The 18,222-nt window shown below is 71.2% G+C and carries 15 protein-coding genes; 6 read left to right on the forward strand and 9 right to left on the reverse strand.

What is annotated here, in order from left to right; all coding sequences use genetic code 11:
* Positions 1–327: 327 nt before the first annotated feature.
* Positions 328–1,956: a chaperonin GroEL gene (groL, locus tag QQ657_RS50575; protein ID WP_155540626.1), complete on the forward strand. Its 1,629-nt coding sequence runs from the start codon at positions 328–330 to the stop codon at positions 1,954–1,956.
* Between the two features lie 45 nt (positions 1,957–2,001).
* Here groL and QQ657_RS50580 read toward each other — a convergent pair whose 3' ends face one another.
* Positions 2,002–2,325, reverse strand: a complete 324-nt coding sequence (locus tag QQ657_RS50580; protein WP_284749614.1) for a hypothetical protein — start codon at positions 2,323–2,325, stop codon at positions 2,002–2,004.
* 220 nt (positions 2,326–2,545) lie between these two features.
* A complete protein-coding gene (locus tag QQ657_RS50585; RefSeq protein WP_284749615.1) occupies positions 2,546–2,764 on the reverse strand; it encodes a PspC domain-containing protein in 219 nt (72 codons plus the stop codon).
* A gap of 122 nt (positions 2,765–2,886) precedes the next feature.
* Between QQ657_RS50585 and QQ657_RS50590 the strand changes: the two genes are divergently transcribed.
* The gene (locus tag QQ657_RS50590) at positions 2,887–3,657 is read left to right on the forward strand and encodes a nucleotidyltransferase domain-containing protein (protein ID WP_284749616.1); all 771 of its coding nucleotides are present in this window, start codon (positions 2,887–2,889) and stop codon (positions 3,655–3,657) included.
* Between the two features lie 40 nt (positions 3,658–3,697).
* On the opposite strand, the gene QQ657_RS50595 is transcribed toward QQ657_RS50590, so the two are convergent.
* Complete coding sequence (locus tag QQ657_RS50595) at positions 3,698–4,627, reverse strand: o-succinylbenzoate synthase (RefSeq protein WP_284749617.1); 930 nt, start codon at positions 4,625–4,627, stop codon at positions 3,698–3,700.
* A gap of 72 nt (positions 4,628–4,699) precedes the next feature.
* Between QQ657_RS50595 and QQ657_RS50600 the strand changes: the two genes are divergently transcribed.
* Positions 4,700–7,492: an AfsR/SARP family transcriptional regulator gene (locus QQ657_RS50600; protein ID WP_284749618.1), complete on the forward strand. Its 2,793-nt coding sequence runs from the start codon at positions 4,700–4,702 to the stop codon at positions 7,490–7,492.
* Between the two features lie 91 nt (positions 7,493–7,583).
* On the opposite strand, the gene QQ657_RS50605 is transcribed toward QQ657_RS50600, so the two are convergent.
* The 3 genes from QQ657_RS50605 to QQ657_RS50615 form a co-directional block, all read right to left on the reverse strand.
* Complete coding sequence (locus QQ657_RS50605) at positions 7,584–8,441, reverse strand: DUF72 domain-containing protein (protein WP_284749619.1); 858 nt, start codon at positions 8,439–8,441, stop codon at positions 7,584–7,586.
* Between the two features lie 572 nt (positions 8,442–9,013).
* Positions 9,014–9,775, reverse strand: coding sequence for a DUF4253 domain-containing protein (locus QQ657_RS50610; RefSeq protein ID WP_284749620.1), 762 nt, complete (start codon positions 9,773–9,775; stop codon positions 9,014–9,016).
* A 199-nt stretch (positions 9,776–9,974) separates the two neighbouring features.
* Entirely contained in the window at positions 9,975–10,214 is a 240-nt protein-coding gene (locus QQ657_RS50615; RefSeq protein WP_284749621.1) for a helix-turn-helix domain-containing protein, read from the reverse strand.
* 145 nt (positions 10,215–10,359) lie between these two features.
* Between QQ657_RS50615 and QQ657_RS50620 the strand changes: the two genes are divergently transcribed.
* The gene (locus QQ657_RS50620; protein ID WP_284749622.1) at positions 10,360–10,533 is read left to right on the forward strand and encodes a hypothetical protein; all 174 of its coding nucleotides are present in this window, start codon (positions 10,360–10,362) and stop codon (positions 10,531–10,533) included.
* A gap of 9 nt (positions 10,534–10,542) precedes the next feature.
* Here the strand turns inward: QQ657_RS50620 and QQ657_RS50625 are convergent, their stop codons facing one another.
* Positions 10,543–12,189 (reverse strand): DNA repair helicase XPB, encoded by a 1,647-nt coding sequence (locus QQ657_RS50625; RefSeq protein WP_284749623.1) that lies wholly within the window; start codon positions 12,187–12,189, stop codon positions 10,543–10,545.
* An 88-nt stretch (positions 12,190–12,277) separates the two neighbouring features.
* On the opposite strand from QQ657_RS50625, the gene QQ657_RS50630 reads away from it, so the two are divergent.
* The gene (locus QQ657_RS50630) at positions 12,278–12,898 is read left to right on the forward strand and encodes an LppU/SCO3897 family protein (protein WP_284749624.1); all 621 of its coding nucleotides are present in this window, start codon (positions 12,278–12,280) and stop codon (positions 12,896–12,898) included.
* Here QQ657_RS50630 and QQ657_RS50635 read toward each other — a convergent pair.
* Entirely contained in the window at positions 12,895–14,277 is a 1,383-nt protein-coding gene (locus tag QQ657_RS50635; protein ID WP_284749625.1) for an FAD-dependent oxidoreductase, read from the reverse strand. The two genes, QQ657_RS50630 and QQ657_RS50635, sit on opposite strands and share 4 nt — an antisense overlap.
* Positions 14,278–14,335: 58 nt before the next feature.
* Complete coding sequence (locus QQ657_RS50640) at positions 14,336–15,301, reverse strand: ABC transporter substrate-binding protein (protein ID WP_284749626.1); 966 nt, start codon at positions 15,299–15,301, stop codon at positions 14,336–14,338.
* A 186-nt stretch (positions 15,302–15,487) separates the two neighbouring features.
* On the opposite strand from QQ657_RS50640, the gene QQ657_RS50645 reads away from it, so the two are divergent.
* Positions 15,488–18,217, forward strand: a complete 2,730-nt coding sequence (locus QQ657_RS50645) for a sensor histidine kinase (protein WP_284749627.1) — start codon at positions 15,488–15,490, stop codon at positions 18,215–18,217.
* Positions 18,218–18,222: the final 5 nt, after the last annotated feature.

The raw sequence follows: 18,222 nt of genomic DNA on the forward strand, positions 1-18,222 counted from the left end.
GCCGGGCGACTTCGCCGGGGCCCTGACGTCCGGCGCCCTGAACGAGTCGTTCATGGCTTCGCGGGCGCGCGTGATCGTGTCGCGCTGAGCTGGCCTTCTTGCACTCTCCCCCGCAGAGTGCTAAACACGGACTTGGCACTCGACGCCGTTGAGTGCCAGGTGCGCGGCCACCGGCCGCGTGCTTGAGGTCGGGACGGTGAGGCTGACCCCACCCGGATCAGTCGTCCGTCGCGGGCACCGAGCCTGGCCGAGGAAAGAGTCCTGCTGCCGCCGCTGCAAAGCAACACAGCGCGGCGGCGGCGCCCAATACCGGAGGACCACACCGCAATGGCCAAACTGATCGCGTTCGACGAGGACGCCCGCCGCGGTCTTGAGCGCGGCTTGAACATCCTCGCCGAAGCAGTCAAGGTGACCCTCGGCCCGCGGGGCCGGAACGTCGTGCTCGAGAAGAAGTGGGGCGCGCCGACCATCACCAACGACGGTGTCTCCATCGCCAAGGAGATCGAGCTCGAGGACCCGTGGGAGAAGATCGGGGCCGAGCTCGTCAAGGAGGTCGCCAAGAAGACCGACGACGTCGCGGGTGACGGCACCACCACCGCCACCGTGCTCGCGCAGGCCCTCGTCAAGGAAGGCCTCCGCAACGTCGCCGCCGGCGCCGACCCCATCAGCCTGAAGCGCGGCATCGAGGCGGCCGTCGAGGCCATCACCGAGCAGCTGCACAAGGCCGCCGTCCAGATCGAGACCAAGGAGCAGATCGCTGCTACCGCCTCGATCTCGGCCGCTGACCGCACCATCGGCGAGCTGATCGCCGAGGCGCTGGACAAGGTCGGCAAGGAAGGCGTCGTCACCGTCGAGGAGAGCAACACCTTCGGTCTCGAGCTCGAGCTCACCGAGGGCATGCGCTTCGACAAGGGCTACATCTCGGGTTACTTCGTCACCGACCCGGAGCGTCAGGAAGCCGAGCTGGAGGACCCCTACATCCTCCTCTTCGGTTCCAAGATCTCCACCGTCAAGGACGTCCTGCCGCTGCTGGAGAAGGTCATCCAGTCCGGCAAGCCGCTGCTGATCATCGCCGAGGACGTCGAGGGCGAGGCCCTGGCCACCCTCATCGTCAACAAGATGCGCGGCACCTTCAAGTCCGTCGCCGTCAAGGCCCCGGGCTTCGGTGACCGCCGCAAGGCGATCCTGCAGGACATCGCGATCCTGACCGGTGGCCAGGTCATCTCCGAGGACGTCGGCCTCAAGCTGGAGAACGCGGACCTGTCCCTGCTGGGCAAGGCCCGCAAGGCCGTCATCACCAAGGACGAGACGACCATCGTCGAGGGTGCGGGCGACGCCGACCAGATCCAGGGTCGCGTCAACCAGATCCGCGCCGAGATCGACAACTCGGACTCGGACTACGACCGTGAGAAGCTGCAGGAGCGGCTCGCGAAGCTGGCCGGCGGCGTGGCCGTCATCAAGGCCGGTGCCGCGACCGAGGTCGAGCTCAAGGAGCGCAAGCACCGCATCGAGGACGCGGTGCGCAACGCCAAGGCCGCTGTTGAAGAGGGCATCGTCGCCGGTGGTGGCGTCGCTCTCATCCAGGCTGCCGAGGCTGCGTTCGCGGGTCTGAAGCTCGAGGGCGACGAGGCCACTGGTGCCAACATCGTCAAGGTGGCCGTCGAGGCGCCGCTCAAGCAGATCGCGATCAACGCCGGCCTCGAGGGTGGCGTCGTGGTGGAGAAGGTCAAGGGCCTGCCGCAGGGTCACGGCCTGAACGCCGCCACGGGTGTCTACGAGGACCTGCTCGCCGCCGGCGTGCCGGACCCGACGAAGGTCACCCGGTCCGCGCTGCAGAACGCCGCGTCGATCGCGGCGCTGTTCCTGACCACCGAGGCCGTCGTGGCGGACAAGCCGGAGAAGGCTTCGGCCGCTCCCGCCGACCCGTCCGGTGGCATGGGTGGCATGGACTTCTGATCCACGCAGGGAAAGCCCGGTCCGCTTCGGCGGGCCGGGCTTTCTTTATGGGCGGGTGAAGAACCACACGGCGTAGGCGCCGAGGATGACGACACCGAGCGCGAGCACGCCGAGGCCCCCGAGCCAGGCGGTGATCGCTTCTTCGACTTCCAGCGCGACGACGATGGCGCCGATGCCGGTGAGCAGGACCCAGATCGCGAGTGCGGCGGCGGCGTACAGCACGGTCCTGGTGGCGCTGACGCCACCGGTGTCGTCGAAGCCGAGCACGACGAGGGCGGAGAGGGCGGTCAGCCCCAGCCCGGCGATCAGGTAGAGCCCACCCAAGATCCCGACGACGATCTTCGCCGCCGTTCTGCTCCCTTGATCCACGACCGCGAACCCTAACCCCTCGTCCGGGGTTCGCGGTGCCCTTTTGGGCCGCTCGGCCTACCGTGCTCGGCCGAACGGCCCGGACGTCCCCTTGGCGTCCGGGCCGTTCACGCGCCGGTTCCCCCGAAGGACCGGCGCTCGCGGCGTCCCCCGACGCCCGCGGCACACCCCGGTCATCCGGCGGGCGTCGGCTCCCCCTGCGAGCCGGCGCCCGCCCGGGTCAGGAGCCCTCTTCCGGAGTCAGAATGGCGGCGGCGACGTAGACCGGGATCGCGATGCCGACGGAAAGGAAAACGGCGGCGACCATGCCGATGCGGAGGACGCTGGCGTCGATGCCGAGGTAGGTGGCCCAGCCACCGCAGACGCCGGTGAGCATCTTGTCGGTGGTGCTGCGGCGGAGCTTCTTGGTGGTTTCCGGGGTGTACACGCTGTTCGTCATGGCTCAATGGTGGCTACCGGGAGCCCCTGGGAACATCGGGAACGGCCCGGAGCCGACCCTGAACTTGCCCTCGGGGAAAACCATGTGCCCGCAGTGGCAGGCTCCCGGTACAACTTCGGACCATGAAGCACGACACGCCCGAATTCGCAGCGATCGCCGAGCGGGGCACGATCCTGCGCTGCCAGGTCGGGTCCGGACTGCACGGTACCGCCGTCGATGGTCAAGATGACCGCGACGAAATGGGGCTGTGCGTGGAGCCGGCCGAGTACGTCAGCGGGCTTCGGCGGTTCGAGCAGTACATCTTCCGCACCCAGCCCGAAGGCGTCCGGTCCGGGCCCGGCGATCTGGACCTCATCGTCTACTCGCTGCGCAAGTGGATGAGCCTGGCCCTCACCGGGAACCCCACGATCCTGCTGCCGCTTTTCGTTCCTGGCAACGAGATCGTGCGGATCACCGAGCTGGGTCACGAACTGCGCGCGAACGCCGCGAAGGTCGTGTCGCGGCAGGCCGGGCTGCGGTTCGCGGGCTATCTGCGGACCCAGCGGCAGCGGATGCTCGACGGCGCGATCAAGGTCAACCGGCCGGAGCTGATCGAGAAGTACGGCTTCGACACCAAGTACGCCATGCACATGGTGCGCCTGGGCGTGCAGGGCGTCGAGCTGCTCGAGACCGGCCGGATGACGCTGCCGATCGCCGAACCCTGGCTGACCTGGCTGCGTGACCTGCGGCGCGGGAAGCACACCCAGGACGAGGCCATCGCGGCCGCCGCCGAGCTGGAAGATCGGCTCGACCGGCTGGTGCGGGGTGCGTCGCCGCTGCCGGAGCAGCCGGATCGGGCCTGGGCCGACCAGTGGCTCGTGCGGGCCTACGACTCGGCCTGGCAGGCGGCGTGAGGTCGTGAGTGTGAAACAGGGTTAGAACCCTGTTTCACACTCACGACAAGCCGCGCACCCGCTCGAGCCGGGCCTTCCACGCCGCCTCGACCTCGGGTGCCGCCAAGTACGCGTCGGTCGGTTCCGGGGCCTGGCGTGGCACCGGCAGATATCCGTCCACAGGGGACAGTGGTGACGCGCAGACGTCGCCTTCCAGCAACGAAATCGTCCCCAGTCCACACGCGAATTCCAGCTCCGGCAGCGCGCCCGCCAACGCCAGTCCGGCCGCCAGGCCGACGCTCGTCTCCACCGCCGACGACACCACGCACGGCAGCCCGCACGCCTCCGCCACCTCCAGGGCCCGGCGCACCCCACCGAGCGGCGCCACCTTCAGCACCGCGATGTCCGCCGCTCCCGCGACCGCCACCTTCAGCGGGTCCTCGGCCCGGCGGATCGACTCGTCCGCCGCGATGCGGACCGGCACCCGGCGGCGGACCGCCGCCAGGTCCTCGATCGTCGGGCACGGCTGCTCCGCGTACTCCAGACCACCCGCCGCCTTGTCGAGGTCGGTGATCGCGCGGATCGCCGTGTCGACGTCCCACGCCATGTTCGCGTCGATGCGCACCGCGCCGGACGGGCCGAGCGCGTCGCGGACCGCCGCCACCCGCTCGCAGTCTTCCGCCACCGTCGAGCGCGGGTCCGCCACCTTCACCTTCGCCGTCCGGCAGCCGGACGCGCGGACCAGTTCGTACGCCTTCTCCGGGGCGACGACCGGCACCGTCGTGTTCACCTCGACCCGGTCGCGCACCGGCGTCGGCCAGCCCGTCTCGCTCGCTTCCAGCGCCGCGTGCAGCCAGGGAACGCTTTCGGCGTCCGAATAGTCGGCGAACGGGCAGAACTCGCCCCAGCCCGCCGGGCCGGGCAGCAGGACGCCCTCCCGGACCGTGATGCCGCGGAACCGGTTGCGCAGGGGGATCGCGTAGACCTTCATCGTCGCCGATCATGCCACTCCCGACTTCGGCGAACGGGTGCCGAACAGCGCGTTTCCGGCCAGAATGACTCCGTGGTCCTCGACTTCCGCGTGCTGGGTCCGGCCGAGGTCACGGCAGACGGCCTCCCGGTACCGCTCGGGGGCAGCCGGCCGTTGATCGTCCTGGCCGGGCTTTTGCTGCGCGCGAACCGGGTCGTGCCGGTCGACGAGCTCGGCCGCTGGCTCTGGGACGACGACCGCCGCCGCTCCAAGGGCGCGCTCCAGACGTACGTGCTGCGCCTGCGCCGCGCCCTCGGCGACCAGGTCGCGATCCGCACCGAGAGCGGCGGCTACCTGATCGAGGTCGAGGACGACCTGCTGGACCTCTCCCGGTTTCGCGCCCTCGCCACCCGGGGCAAGGCCGCGATGGACCGCGGCGAAAGCCGCCGGGCGGCCGCGCACTTCGCCGACGCGCTCGGGCAGTGGCGCGGCCCGGCGCTGCTGAACGTCGAGTCGGACGCCCTGCACCGCGACGAGGCCGGTCAGCTGGCCGAAGAACGGCTGCGCGTGCGCGAGCAGTGGGCCGACGCCCTGCTCGACGTCGGCGAGTACGGCACCATCGTCCCCGAACTGACTCGGCTGACCAGGGAAAACCCGCTGCGGGAGCGCCTGCACGAGCAGCTGATGGTCGCGCTCTACCGGTCGGGGCGCCAAGCCGACGCGCTCGACGTCCACCGCCGGATCAGCGACGTGCTCGCCGAGGAGCTCGGGCTCGACCCGGGACCGTCGCTGCAGCGCACGCGCCAGGCGATCCTCACCGGCGCGGACGATGAAGATCCTTCCCGGCTGGCGCGCTACCGGCTTGGCGTCGAGCCGCAGGTGCCGCACCAGTTGCCCGCCGACCTGCGGGCCTTCTCCGGGCGCGAGAGCGACCTCAAGGCGTTGCACGCGCTGCTGCCGGAGGCGATCGACGCCGGGACGTCGACGCCGATCGCGTCCGTCGAGGGCATGGGCGGCATCGGGAAGACGACCCTGGCCGTGCACTTCGCGCACGAGATCGCCGACCGGTTCCCCGGCGGGCAGGTCTACCTCGACCTGCGCGGCTACGGGCCCGGCGAGCCGGTCGAGCCGTCGGCGGCGCTGGAGGCGATGCTGACCGCGCTCGGCGTGCCGTGCGACGCGATCCCGGACGACCTCGACGGCCGCGCGGCGAGCTGGCGGACGCACAGCGCGGGGCGGCGGCTGCTGGTCGTGCTCGACAACGCCAACCGCACCGAGCAGGTGCGCCCGCTGCTGCCCGGGCCGGGCTGCCTGGTCGTGATCACGAGTCGCTGGCAGCTGCGCGCGCTGGTCGCGACGCACGGCGCGCGGCGGATCGCGCTGGAGGAGCTCGGCGAAGAGGACGCCGTCGAGCTGCTCGCGTCGGCGATCGGCCTCGACCGGGTGGCGCGCGATCCCGGCGCGACCGAGCGGTTCGTGCGCCACTGCGGCGGGCTGCCGCTGGCGATCCGGATCCTGGCCGTGCGGGCGGCGCAGTTCCCCGACCTGGCGCTCGACGAGTTCGTCGACTCGCTCGAGGCCGACCTGCTCGGCTCGTTCGACCTCGCCGACGGCGAAGGCACGAACATCCGCTCGGTGTTCTCCTACTCCTACCAGGCGCTGGAGCCGGAGACGGCGCGGTTGCTGCGGCTGCTCGGGCTGACCACCGGCGTCGACTTCACCGCGCCGGCGGCGGCCGCGGTCGCCGGGCTGGACGTCACGACGACGCGGCCCATGCTGGAAACCCTGGCCGCCGCGCACCTGCTCGCCCAGCCGCGGCCGGGTCGCTACCAGTTCCACGACCTCATCCGCGCGTACGCCGGCGAAGTCGCTTCGCAGGTCGACTCGGCTTCGCAGCGCGACGAGGCTTTGGATCGGCTGCTGGACTGGTACCTGGCGTCGGCGCTGAGCGCGTCACGGTGGATGCGGCCGGAGCGCTACTACCGGCTGCTGGACCTCGACGACCTCGACGGCGGCCTGGCGTTCGCTTCGTACCACGAGGCTTTGGCCTGGTTCGGCGAGGAAGCCGGCAACCTGATCGCGGCGGTCCACCTGGCGCGGCGCCGGCGTGACGACGTCTGCTGGAAGCTGGCTTGGCTGCTGCAGAGTTACTTCGTGACGCGCTCGCGGCTCGACGAGTGGCGCTCGGTGTTCGCGGTGGCGCTCGAAGCCGCGCGGGCGAGCGGTCATCGTCCGGGCGAGGCGGGCATCCTCAGCGGGCTCGGCGTCGTCAACGGCGTCGCGCGGCAGTACGACGAGTCGCGGCGGTTCCTGGAGCAGGTGCTGGCGATCCAGCGCGAGCTCGGCGCGCGGGAGGGCGAGGCGCGGGCGCAGTACAACCTCGCGATGGCGGCGCACAACCTCGACGACTACGCCTGGGCGTACGAACACGGCATGCAGGCGCTGGAGATCGTCCGCGAGCTGGGGCTGGGGGCGTTCGAGGCGAGTGTGCTGCGGGCGCTGGGCGACATCTGCACGTCGATGGGCGACCACGACCAGGCGTTGCGGCTGGCCGACGCGGCGCTGGCGGTGCTCGGCCCGGACGGCGAGCCGGTGGACACGCGGTTCACGCAGCACACGCGCGGGCTGGCGCTGGTGGGGCTGGGCCGGGTCGACGAGGGGATCGCGTGCATCCGCGACTCGGTCGCGATGTTCTTCGAGATGGGCGAGCAGTACGAGGCGGCGGATGTGCTGGCTCAGCTGGGCACGATCCACCTGCGCCACGGGGACCGGGCGGTGGCCCGCGAGTGCTGGGTCCGGTCGGTGCGGCTGCTGACGGAGCTCGGCCACCCGGACGCGGACGACGTGCGCGCGAAGCTGGCGGCCTTGGTGGGGGCCGGGAGCTGACGGGGTGCGCGTGGCGGACCGCCCGCGTGCTGACCCCCAGCGACAGCACGCAAGCCGGTCCGGCCCGCGGGTCCACTCAAGCCGATGGCGCTCACTGTCCACTCACTGTCTCGTTCGGTGGGGAGATACCGAGCAGTCCGGCGAGGGTCTCGGCGTTGCGCGGTGCCTCGACCTTGACGTCGTTGTCGAAGTAGACGTGGACGTCACGCTTGCCGCCGTCGTGCCAGGCCCGGATCTTCTCGGCCCACTCGCGCAGGGCCCGGTCCGAGTAGCCGCTGACGTACAGCTCTTCGTCGCCGTGGAGGCGGACGTAGGCGAAGTCCGCGGTCTGGTCTTCGAGGAACGGCCACTTGCCCGCGGTGTCGGCGACGACCAGGGCGATCCCGTTTCTTCGGAGTAGTTCCTTCGCCGCGGGTTCGGTGAAGCTGGGGTGGCGGACTTCGAGCGCGTGGCGGAGTGGTCTTCGCGGTCCGGCTTCGAGGTGGGGAGGTCCTTTCAGTTTGTCGTCGTGCTTCTTGGCGAGCTCGGCCGCGTCGGTCGTGGTGCGGGGCAGGAGGGTGAAGAAGTTCGCGAGGCGGTCGGGGTCGAACGTCAGCCTTGGTGGGAGCTGCCAGAGGAACGGGCCCAGTTTTGCGCCTAGGGCCAGGACGCCGGATGCGTAGAAGTTCGCCAGTGCCGTTTCGACGTCTCGGAGTTGCTTCATGTGCGTGATGAAGCGGCCGCCCTTTACCGCGAAGAGGAAGCCGGAGGGAGTCTCGTCGAACCAGGCTCGGTATCGCTCTGGGCGTTGTAGTGAGTAGAACGAGCCGTTGATCTCGACGGTGTTCATCCGTCTGGAGAGGTATTCGAGCTCTCGGCGCTGGGCTAGTTCGGGTGGGTAGAAGTCTCCGCGCCATGGTGGGTAGCGCCACCCTGATGTGCCTATCCGGATTTCGGCGATCGTTCTCACCGCCTTTCCGCGGTGGGTGGTTCCCGTTCGGCGGGGTGGCCAAACGTGGTTGTTTGGGTGGCGTTCGGACAGGTGGGCTGTCGGGTGGGACAGGTGACCCAGGTTTGTGGACGGTCGTCTGATGGGGCCTTTGAAGTGTTTGCTCATCGGGTGGCCTGTGAGGCTGGTGAGTTCCGGTCTGTGCCGGGCGGCGGGTTGCTGGAGAGGGCTGCCATGGGTGGAAAGACTGTCCTCGCCGGACGGGCAGGCTCGGGGATGGTCTCGGGTTTTGCTTTCATCTCGCCTTTGCGTTTGGGTCGCTGGGTGGTCATCCCGTCGCCTGGTTGAGGCCTATCACTTCGAGCCAGGCCCGCAAGGTTTTGCTTCTTTCTCGCCTTGGTTCGTGGGTTGCGGGCCTGGCTCGAAGTGATTTTCTGGCCTCAGGCGACGGGATGACCACCCAGCTCTTTTGTGGGTTGTTGCCTGGCTTTGCGCCGGGCGGAGGGTTGTCGTCTGGAGGTGGATAGCTCTCGCCGCCGGCTCCGGCTCTCTGCTCCTCGCGCCCGCGGGCCCGGGGTCCGGCCGCTCCGTGCTCACGCCCAGGAGAACCGCCACAGCCTCGACTGCACCAACCCCGATGCGTACTCCCGCAGATTCCCCGGCTGGCCCGTGAACGTCGGCAAGCTGAACGCCCGGTGCTCCGCCGCCACCGTCAATGCCCTCGCCTGGTTCCTCGGGGGTGCCGATACCGATAGCTCCAGCGTGTCGAACCCCAGACCCACCAGCGTTGCGCCGAAGCGGTCCTCCCAGCTGCGCAGTACCGCTGACAGCTCGGCCACCTGGTCCGTGCACTTGATCATGCCAGTCCAGCCCAGGAGGGCCGGGATGTCCGCCGGCCGCTCGGTCTGGACCAGGCCCAGCCGGTGCGGGGCGCGCGCCGACAGGATCGAGCCCGTGTTGCCCGCCTCCGCCAGTGGGTCGGACCTGCGGGGGCTGCGCTTTGCCAGACCCGGGAACCGCGGGCCGAACGGGCGCAGGCATGCGCCGTCGCAGCAGGAGGTGTCCCACCAGCGGGCCAATGCCCCCGCCGCGTCCGCCGAGGGGACCCGGTGGCCCGCCGGGGCCAGGCGGCCGCGGTCGTCGATCCAGTCCTCGCCGTTCGCCGCGAAACGCTGGTCGTGGGGGATCAGCACCGGCCACAACCCCGACCGCTCGAACTCGGCCACGCAGCCGAGATAACGCTCGGGCCGGGTCAGCGGCAGGTCGGACACCCACAGCCTGCCGTGCCACGATCCCGGTGGCAGGGTCTGGACCGGCGGCGCGGGCGTACCGGGGCGGAGCGGTGCGATCGTCATGGACGTCCCCTCGAACTTGTGTTCGGCTGGTGCATGTCGAACAGTAGTTCGAGGGTCCGACAATTTCCAGTGATCTGCCCGCTCATCCGTTCGAGTGAATCTGCAAATCCGCAGGTCAGGGACAGGGTCGAGACGCTTGTGGCGGAAGTTGCTCCTGTGACGATTCGCTAGGCCGAAGGAAGTACGGCGGCTGCCGGACTTAGCCGATGCCGCGCGCGGCGAGCAGTGCCAGCTGCGTGCGGTTGGTGCAGTCGAGGTGGGTCATCAGCCGGGACACGACGCCCTTGACGGTGCCTTCGCTGAGGTAGAGCCGGCTCGAGATCTCGGCGTTGGTTCGGTGGCCGCCGCCGGGTCGGCCGAAGCCGCGTGGGCGGTCGTCTCCACCGATTCCGGGTTCGTCTGCCCGCAGGTGCGCGCCGACGACCGGCTCGCCGCGCACGGCCCCGTCACCGGGTACGGGTTCGCCGACCGGACCGCGCCACCGCTGTTCCGGCGACGCCGGGCTTCGAGCCCGGCGTCTCGCACACCGCCGGCCGCTGCACCTGGACGGCTCGGTCTACGGGCTGACCCCGGCTCAGCAGGCCTTGGCCGCAGTGATGGTCGACGCCTGGGGCGCGTTCGCGCACACCGGCGCGGCGGCCGCCTGGCACGGGCCGGCCAGCGCCGTGCACCGGTTCACCGCCGACGCGACGCACCCGGACACGACCGCCGTGGCCGACGAGCACCACTGCGCGTTCTGGCAGCGCATCACGCGCTGAGCAGGCGGATCAGAGCGGCCGGAGCAGGTCGTCCGCGTCGACGATGTGGTACGCGTACCCCTGCTCCGCGAGGAACCGCTGCCGGTGCGCCGCGTACTCCGTGTCGACCGTGTCGCGCGAGACGATCGAGTAGAAGTGCGCCTGACGGCCGTCGCCCTTCGGCCGCAGCAGCCGTCCGAGCCGCTGGGCCTCCTCCTGCCGTGAGCCGAACGTCCCGGAGATCTGGATCGCCACCGACGCCTCGGGCAGGTCGATCGAGAAGTTCGCGACCTTCGACACCACCAGCGTCTTGATCTCGCCGCGCCGGAACTTGTCGAACAGCTCTTCGCGCTCCTTGTTGCGGGTCGCGCCCTGGATCACCGGTGCGTCGAGCTCGTCGCCGAGCATCTCCAGCTGGTCGAGGTACGCGCCGATCACCAGTGTCGGCTCGCCGGCGTGCTTCTCCACGATGGACTTGATCACCGGGGTCTTCGTCAGCGCCGTCGCCGCCAGCTTGTACCGCTCGTCGGCCTCGGCCGTGGCGTACTCCAGCCGCTCCGCGTCGGTCAGCGTCACGCGGACCTCGGTGCACTCCGCCGGTGCGATCCAGCCCTGCGCCTCGATGTCGCGCCACGGCACGTCGTAGCGCTTCGGCCCGATCAGCGAGAACACGTCGCCCTCGCGGCCGTCCTCGCGCACCAGCGTCGCGGTCAACCCGAGGCGCCGGCGGGACTGCAGGTCGGCCGTCATCCGGAACACCGGCGCCGGCAGCAGGTGGACCTCGTCGTAGACGACCAGGCCCCAGTCGCGGGAGTCGAACAGCTCCAGGTGCCGGTACTCGCCCTTGGTCTTGCGCGTGATCACCTGGTAGGTCGCGATGGTGACCGGCCGGATCTCCTTCTTCTCGCCGGAGTACTCGCCGATCTCCTCCTCGGTCAGCGACGTCCGGGCGATCAGCTCGCGCTTCCACTGCCGCCCGGCGACGGTGTTCGTCACCAGGATCAGCGTCGTGGCCTGCGCCTGCGCCATCGCCGCCGCGCCGACCAGCGTCTTCCCGGCGCCACACGGCAGCACGACGACGCCGGAGCCGCCCGCCCAGAACGCCTCCGCGGCCATCCGCTGGTAGTCGCGCAGGTGCCAGTCCTGCTCGTCGAGCGCGATCGGGTGCGCTTCGCCGTCGACGTACCCGGCGAGGTCCTCGGCCGGCCAGCCGACCTTCAGCAGCGCCTGCTTCAGCCGCCCGCGCTCGGACGGGTGCACGATGACCGTGTCGTCGTCGATCCGGGCGCCGAGCATCGGGCTGATCTTCTTGTTCCGCGAGACCTCGGTCAGCACCGCGCGGTCGGTGGTCGACATGACGAGGCCGTGCGCCGGGTGGTTGGCGATCTGCAGCCGGCCGAACCGGCCCATCACGTCGACGACGTCGATCAGCAGCGGCTGCGGCACGGGGAAGCGCGAGTACGTCGTCAGCGCGTCGACGACCTGCTCGGCGTCGTGGCCCGCGGCGCGCGCGTTCCACAAGGCCAGGGGCGTGATCCGGTAGGTGTGGACGTGCTCCGGCGCGCGTTCCAGCTCGGCGAACGGCGCGATCGCGACGCGCGCGTCGCCGGCCTGGGGGTGGTCGACCTCCAGGAGCACGGTCTTGTCGGACTGGACGATCAGCGGGCCATCAGTCACAACTACTGTTATACGTGGCTCGCTCCGGCCCGCCCCTGTCGCGGGTCGCCGGTGGGACGATTTGCCGAGGGGATCACTGGAGGGCACGTTGACCACACCACCGTTCGACGACAACCCGTTCCGGTCGCCGGACCACGCGTCGTCGTCCGCGCCGATGCCGCCGATGCCCGGTCAGCAGCAGATCCCGCACTGGTTCACGACGAAGGTGAAGATCACCCTCGCCGCCTGCGTCATCCTGGCGCTGGCCCTGGGTTCGCTGGGCGCGCTGAGCATCCGCTGGATCGACCGGGCCGGCCCGCCCGGTGACGGCGACTGCCTGTACCTGACGCGCGAGAGCGGCGGCAAGCTCGCCTACCACCGCGTCGGCTGCGGGACGGACAGCGCGACCTACAAGGTGGACGACAGCTACACCGGGTCGTTCCGCTGCGGTTCCGGCGACTACGTGCGGTTCCAGATCACCGGGACCGGGTCGTCGCAGCGCACGCTCTGCCTGGCGCTGAACGTCAGCACCGGCGAGTGCCTGCGCAACGTCGACGACCAGGCCACCATCGGCAAGGTGAGCTGCAACGACCCGACGGCCAAGGAGCGCGCCGAGGTCATCACCGGCTACCGCGGCGACGAGAGCTGCCCGGACGCCGACCAGGTGCTGAGCTACCCCGGGCCGCCGCGCCGGACCGTGTGCCTGGCACCGCCGGGCGAGAACATCTAGCCGAACCACCGGGCCAGGCCGGCGGGGTCGGCGGCGTAGCCGTCCGGCCGGATCAGCAGGAGCCGGCCGCGGTACCCGTCGTCGGCGGTGGCCGCGCGGACGACGCGGACCTGGCCGCGGAAGGCGGGCGGCGTCGCGTGGTCGCCGAGGTCGAGGAGCAGCCCGCGGCCGTCGTGCAGCAGCGCGGAAAGCCGCGTCGGGCCGTCCGCCGTCGTCAGGCCGAGGTCGGGGACGCGGTACGCGCCCGGGTAGTCCAGCGCGAGCCCGGACAACAGCCCGCTGAAGTAGCGGTTGCCGTCTGGCGTCCGCATGAGGTCGACGACGATCTCGCGCAGCGCCTCGACGTTCTCGTCGCGATCCGGCGTCGTGAAGACGCGCTGCGCCGCCGTGTGCCGCAGGACGCGTGCGGCGGCCGGGTGGCGTTCGTCGTGGTAGGTGTCGAGCAGGCCGTCCGGTGCGGTGCCGCGGACCGTCGCGGCCAGCTTCCAGCCGAGGTTCACGGCGTCCTGGACGCCGAGGTTGAGGCCTTGGCCGCCGAGTGGCGGGTGGATGTGCGCGGCGTCGCCGGCGAACAGGACCCGGCCGTGCCGGTAGCGCTCCAGCTGCCGCGTCGCGTCGTTGAAGCGCGAAGCGCCGTACACCTCGCCTAAGCGCGTCTCGGCGCCGTAGAGGGCTGTCAGCGCTTCGGTCACTTCGGTGTCCGACACCGGTGCGTCGCGGCCCGGCTGGGCCGTCGTGGAGCCGAAGACGAACCGGTGGCCGCCGTCGCCGAGCGGGGTGAGCATCGACCAGTAGCCGTTCGCCTGCCGCGTCACCTGGCTGAAGTGCGCGGCGCGGGCCGGGACGAGCTCGGACGCGGCAGCGAGCCGGACGTGCGCGAGCGTCGCGACATAGGTCTCGGTGCGGCCGGGGAACGGCACCCCGAGCAGCCGCCGGACGGTGCTGTGCGCGCCGTCGCAGGCCACGAGCCAGCGCGCCCGGAGCCCGTCGACCGTGACGCCGTCTTCGTCCACGTCGACCGTGGTCACGTCGTGGCCGCGCTCGATGACGGCGCCGTGCTTCGCGGCGTGCTCGGCCAGCATCGCCTCGACGTCGTCCTGGGTGCGGTTGAGGACCCGGGGGTGGCGGGTGTGCCAGACGTTGTGGTCGAGCGGGACGGGCAGGCCGGCGAAGTGGCCGCTGGGGCCGTCGAGGTCCGGGCTGGTGTCCAGGCCGCGCAGGTCGAGGAGCTCGGCGGTGCGGGGCTGGAGGCCGACAGGTTGCGGCAGGCCCGGGCCGTCGCGGCGGTCGAGGACGGTCACCTCGACGCCGGCGAGGGCGAGTTCGGCGGCGGTCATCAGGCCGGTCGGGCCGGCTCCGGCGATCAGGACGTCGGTCATCACGCACTCCTCAAGTAGACTGAGTGCAAAAGTAGACCAAGTGCAAGTTTGGCGACAGCTAATAACTGTTCTGGTCGGGGAGCAGGGCCTGGACGTCGAGGCGGTCCGCGAGCTGGCCCGAGTTGTGCATCAGGTCCGCGACGCGCTGCAGCCGGATCCCGTTCAGCGACGCCGGGTAGGAACCGAGCGAAATCAGCGACGCCGTCGTCGTGTCGATGTCCGAGAACTTCGGCAGCGAGTCGCGGATGATCGCCGGGTCGGTCGCGCTCTGCTGGGCCGTGCCCAGCGCCGTGCGGAACGCCGCCAGGGTCCGCGGGTTGGCCTGGGCGAACGGCTTGGCCGAGGCGTACGCCGACAGCGGGAAGTCGAGCGTCGCGCCGCGGGCGCCGTCGGCGAGGATGTGGGCGCCGAGGTCCTTCTCGGCGCGGGTGATGTACGGCTCGATCATCAGCGCCGCGTCGACGTCGCCCGACTGCAGGGACTGCGGCATCGCGTCGAACGCCACCTGCTTGAACTTGATCTTCGCCACATCGACACCCGCGGTGCCGAGTACCGAGCGCGCGGCCAGCGCGCCGATGTCGTCGAGCATGTTCACCGCGATCTCGGGCGACTTCTTCGACGTCGGCACGGTGTAGTCGGAGCCGGGCAGCGTGACCAGCGCCATCGTGTTGGGGCCGGACGTGTAGGCCTCGCCCTGCAGCTGCAGGGCCGTCCCGCCGGCCGCGGCGCGGAACAGCGCGATGTCGGACCCGAAGGTGACGTCGAGGTCGCCGGCGGCCAGCTTGGCCAGCCCGTCTTCGCCGCCGAGCTCCACGAGCTGCACGTTCAGCCCCACGGCGCCGAACTTCCCGGCCGCGACGGCGATCCGCAGCGGGGCCGTGTCGATGGCGTTGCCCACACCCACGCGCAGGGTGCTGCGTTCCAGCGGCGGCGGGGTGGAGGTCGCGCCGGAAGAGAACACGCTGCACCCGGCGGTCGCCAGAAGCGCCGCCACCAGCGGAATCATCCGTCCGCGTCTGATCATGAACCTTCACCTACCGCGAGAATCTGGTTCTCGTGCTGGATCGTATGGTCCGCGCCCCATACGATCGCGGGCAGGGCCGTATCGCGCCAGCGCGGCTTTCGGATCTCCATGGAGCGGGCTACCGTTCAGTAGGTTCGAGTGTCGTCGGATCCGCGGGTTCCCGCCCGCGGCGGAAAAGGAAACCAGGTGACCCGTCGCGATCAGCGTCCCCCCAAGGGCGACGCGGCGGATCCACGTCCGGCCGGTGGCCGGTGGCGGCTCCGGAACTGGCGTCTCGGCACGAAGCTCTTCGCCGTCCTCCTCATCCCCGCGCTCGCGGTGATCGCCCTCGTCGGCCTGCGGATCAGTTCGGACCTGCGCGACGCCCGGCAGCTCGCGGAGTTCGCCACCCGCGGCCGCGTCGACAGCACGGTCGCCGAAGCACTGCACGAGCTGCAGCGCGAGCGCGACCTCACCGTCCGGTTCGTCGCCCAGGACCGCAAGGGCGACACCGCCGACCTCGCCGGTCAGCGCAAACGCGTCGACCAGGCGATCGGCACGTTCGAACGGACCCTCGCCGACAGTAAACCCCGGCTCGACGCCAAGGCGGCGGAAAGCCTGCAACAGACCGATGACAGGCTGCGCGTCCTCGGCGGCCTCCGGTTCTCCGCGGAGCATTCGGCGTTCCCCGCCGACGCCGTGCTGCGCTCCTACAGCGAGCTGATCTCCGGCCTGCTCGACATCAGCGACTCGGCCGCCGCCGACGTCGCGGACCCGGAGCTCGCGCGGCTGCGCCTGGCCGGCAACGCGCTGGCCCGGATCAAGGACCAGATGTCGGTCAAGCGCGCGGTGCTGGGCGAGGCGCTCGCGGCGGGCAGCCTCAACCGCGACCGCACGCGCGCGCTGCTCGGCGCCGAAGCCGAGCTCGCCGCCGCGCGCAACGACTACCGCACCTTCGCGACGCCCGAGCAGCAGCGGATGTTCGACGACACGGTGATCGGCCTGGTCGTCGACATCGGCAACGACATGGTCGAGTCCGCGCTCACCCGCACCGAGAACGGCCAGAACCTCAACGGCCTCGACGCGAACCAGTGGGACGTCTCGGCGACGCACACGGTGAACCTCGCCCACCAGGTGCAGCAAGCACTGCTGGTCCAGTTGCAGGAACGCACGGACGCCCTGGCGGCGCAGGCGCGCACGGCGGCGATCTGGGACGGCGGCGTCGTGCTCGGCGTCCTGCTCGTCGCCGGGGTGCTGTCGGTCGTCATCGCGCGGTCCCTGTTGCGCCCCTTGCGGATCCTGCGCCGGACCGCACTCGAGGTCGCCGAGCACCGGCTGCCCGCAGCCGTGCAGAACCTGCTCACCGATCCCGAGCCCGCGCCGGAGAACCTGCGGAAGCGGCTCGCCGTCGCGCCGGTCCCGGTGTTCACGCGCGAAGAGCTCGGCCAGGTGGCGCGCGCGTTCGACGCGGTGCACGGCGAAGCCGTCCGGCTGGCCGGCGAGCAGGCGATGCTGCGCGAGAACGTCAACGCGATGTTCGTCAACCTCTCGCAGCGCAGCCAGGACCTCGTCGAGCGGCAGCTGTCGGTGCTCGACCGGATGGAGGCCGACGAGCAGGACCCGGACACCCTCGCCGGGCTCTTCGAACTCGACCACCTCGCGACGCGGATGCGGCGCAACAGCGAGAACCTGCTGGTCCTGTCCGGCCAGGACTCGACGCGCGAGGACGCCGGTGCCGTCTCGGCCGACGAGATCATCGGCGCCGCGCTCTCGGAGGTCGAGCACTACCAGCGCATCGAGCTCGGCCCGGCGCCGCAGGTGGCCGTGCGCGGGGAGGCCGTCAACGACCTCGTGCACGTCGTCTCGGAGCTGCTGGAGAACGCGACGCGCTACTCCCTCAAGACGACGGTCACCGTCGCGAGCGCCGAAACCCACGACGGCGACTGGCAGATCGAAATCATCGACCACGGCGCCGGCATGCCGCAGGCCGAGATCGACCGCACCAACGCGCGGCTCGCGCACCCGCCGGACGTCGACGTCGAGGTGTCCCGCCGGATGGGCCTGTTCGTGGTCGCGACGCTGGCCACGCGCCACCGCATCGACGTCCGGCTGAGCTCGGGCCAGGACGGCGGGCTGATCGCGACCGTGCTGGTGCCGACCGCCCTGATCGTCGAGCTGCCGCCGATGCCGGGACCGCCGCCGCCTGCCGAACCGGCCGTGGCCCCCGAGCCGGAGCTGCTGGCGCCGCTGGCCCCGCTCACACCGCCGGAACCCGAGCCCGAGCCGGAGCCGGAAGAGCTGACGCCGCCGTCGATCGAGGCGGGCCCGCCGCGCCGGGCCCCGGTGGTGGCCCGCGACCACGGCCCGGAGTGGCCGACCACGGACGACGACTCGCACCTGGACCTCGACGCCCCGACCGAGCGGATGCCGGCCTACCGCGACGTCCTGTCGCGCTGGTTCGACGCGTCGGCGGCCCCCGCGGCGGCGGCGCCCGCGGCGGCGGCGCCCGAGGTGCCACGGCCGCCCGCCGAACCGCTTCCGGTGGCCCAGGAGCCCCGGCCCGCCGCGCTCCCGCCGCGGCACGCGCTGGCCGCGGCCCCGCCCCCTCCGCCGCCACCACCCCCGCCGCCGCCGGTGCGCGAGCCGAACCCGGACGACGAGGACACCGAACCGCAGTTCGCGCCCGTCGCGCCGCCGGCCGCGATCGAGCCCGCCTACGAGTGGCCGACCCCGGCCGAGCTGGAGCAGGAGGACGGCGCCGAAGACACCTGGCCGTTCCTGCAGGCCGCCGATTCGGCGGCGAGCCCGGGAGCGGTGCCGGAGCAGCGGCCGATACTCTCTCTTTCCCCGGAAGCGGTACGCGAGCGGATGACGAGCCTTCAAGGCGGCTTCCGGCGAGGGCGGCACGCGAGGGGAGACGACACCCGGAACCAGTGAAACGG

The sequence above is a fragment of the Amycolatopsis ponsaeliensis genome (assembly GCF_030182635.1).
Classification (GTDB): Bacteria; Actinomycetota; Actinomycetes; order Mycobacteriales; family Pseudonocardiaceae; genus Amycolatopsis; species Amycolatopsis ponsaeliensis.